This window comes from Sediminibacillus massiliensis, from assembly GCF_900156915.1.
GTDB classification, from domain to species: Bacteria; Bacillota; Bacilli; order Bacillales; family Amphibacillaceae; genus Sediminibacillus_A; species Sediminibacillus_A massiliensis.
This window is the reverse complement of the sequence record NZ_LT732535.1, coordinates 3,608,359-3,610,161: the sequence shown is the minus strand read 5'-3', so window position 1 is coordinate 3,610,161 and position 1,803 is coordinate 3,608,359. Positions and strand designations below refer to the sequence as shown.

At 45.0% G+C, this 1,803-nt stretch carries 2 protein-coding genes and 1 pseudogene; all 3 read right to left on the bottom strand.

What is annotated here, in order from left to right:
• Positions 1-578, bottom strand: a 578-nt coding sequence (locus CZ434_RS18680) for a carbohydrate ABC transporter permease (protein WP_425442102.1), incomplete at its 3' end; no start/stop codon positions are given.
• A 62-nt stretch (positions 579-640) separates the two neighbouring features.
• Complete coding sequence (locus CZ434_RS18675) at positions 641-1,501, bottom strand: carbohydrate ABC transporter permease (RefSeq protein ID WP_077624509.1); 861 nt, start codon at positions 1,499-1,501, stop codon at positions 641-643.
• A 98-nt stretch (positions 1,502-1,599) separates the two neighbouring features.
• A pseudogene (locus CZ434_RS22315) lies at positions 1,600-1,803 on the bottom strand (ABC transporter substrate-binding protein); the annotation flags it as partial.

Here is a 1,803-nt window from a genome sequence, read left to right as displayed (position 1 = left end):
GAAATGGGTTTCAATAACGGAAAAATAATGTACCAGAACGTCTGGAATTTGTTCGCTCCGTCAATGATCGCTGCTTCATCCAAACTTTTGGAGATACCTGTCATTGCCCCGTGATAAAGGAAGATCGACAAACTGCATCCGAAACCAAGATACATGAAGATCAGGCCGGCACGGTTCAGCATTTCCACCTGCCCGAACAAGGAGACCAAGGGAATCATCACCGATTGAAACGGAATCAACATCGCGGAAACGAATACAAGCAGCAGGGCACCGCTCAACTTACTCTTGTTCCTCGCCAAAGCATACCCCGCCATGGAGGAACAAAGGATGATAACAGCCACACTGGCACCTGTGACCAACAGCGAGTTGAACAGGGACGACATAAAGTTCAAATCAATGAACGCATTGACGAAGTTCTCTGACGTCAAGGCTGTCGGAAGCCCGAGTACCCCTTCAAAGATCTCGCGTTTCGTTTTGAAAGCATTGACAAGCATTAAATAAAACGGGGACAGCCACAACAAGGCGATCAACAGGCCGACGATTTCAATAATGATCAAGTTGCGTTTTGTTTTGTCCAGCTTCAAGCCTTTCGATTTGCTTTGGGCTGCAATCCGGCCGCCGCTCAGTTCGGTGCTTTTCATTACATTTCGACCTCCCGTTTTTTATTGTAATACACTTGCGTAATGGCGATTGCCGCCACAATCACGAAGAAAATGATCCCTTTCGCCTGTGCATATGCCATGTTGTTTTCGTTGAACGCCGTTTTGACGATTTCCATCGCCACCATCTGGGTCGAGTTAAACGGACCACCATTTGTCAGCGACAGGTTCTGGTCATAAATCTTAAAAGACGTAGACAACGTCAAGAACATACTGATCGTGAACGCAGGTGCGACTAGCGGGAACGTAATATGGCGCAGGCGCTGCCAGCTGTTCGCTCCATCGATTTCCGCTGCTTCAATCAGTTCTTTTGGGATGTTCTGCAAGTATGCAATGTAAATGATCATGATATAACCGGCCATTTGCCAGCATGTTAGAATCACAAGTCCCCAGAACCCGGTGTTCTTCGTGGACAACCAGCCGCTCAACGCCTCGATGCCGAGGGCTGTTCCGATGTCATCGAAAACACTGATGAAAATGAACTGCCAGATGAAACCTAATATCAAACCGCCGATCAAGTTCGGCATAAAGAAAATCGTTCTCAAGAAGTTACTGGATTTAAGCTTTCTGGTGACGAGCAGCGCAAGTCCCAAGCCCATAAAGTTGAGCAAAATCACGGCAACAACTGAAAACTGAATCGTAAACCACATCGCCGCCCGAAATTCTTCGTCCTTAAACAAATCAATGTAATTTTTGAACCCTAAAAACTCTGTAGCTGTTAATCCATTCCAGTTGGTGAACGAGTAGACGAGTCCGTACACAAACGGAATGACCACGACCAAACTAAGCCCTAAGAGTACTGGGGTTAGGAACAACCAAAACGAATAATTCCGATTTGTCATAAAGAATCCCTCCAAACTTGGATAGTCTATTACTTTTAAAAGAAGAAGCTAACAAAACTGTAAAAACGCTGTTTTGTTAGCTCTATTTAATTGAAAGATTATTTTCTTGCTTCTTCCCACTTCTCCGTTGATTTTGCTTCTACTTCCTCCCAAGTCATTTCATCACTCAAGTATTGCTGCATGTTTGCTCCAAGGATGTCTCCCCAGGCATTGCTTGGATAACCAAGGAATACCCAACCAATTGTGTTTCCTTGTGATGCGTATCTGTAAATATCCTGGGATAATGGGTCTGCTATTTTAGA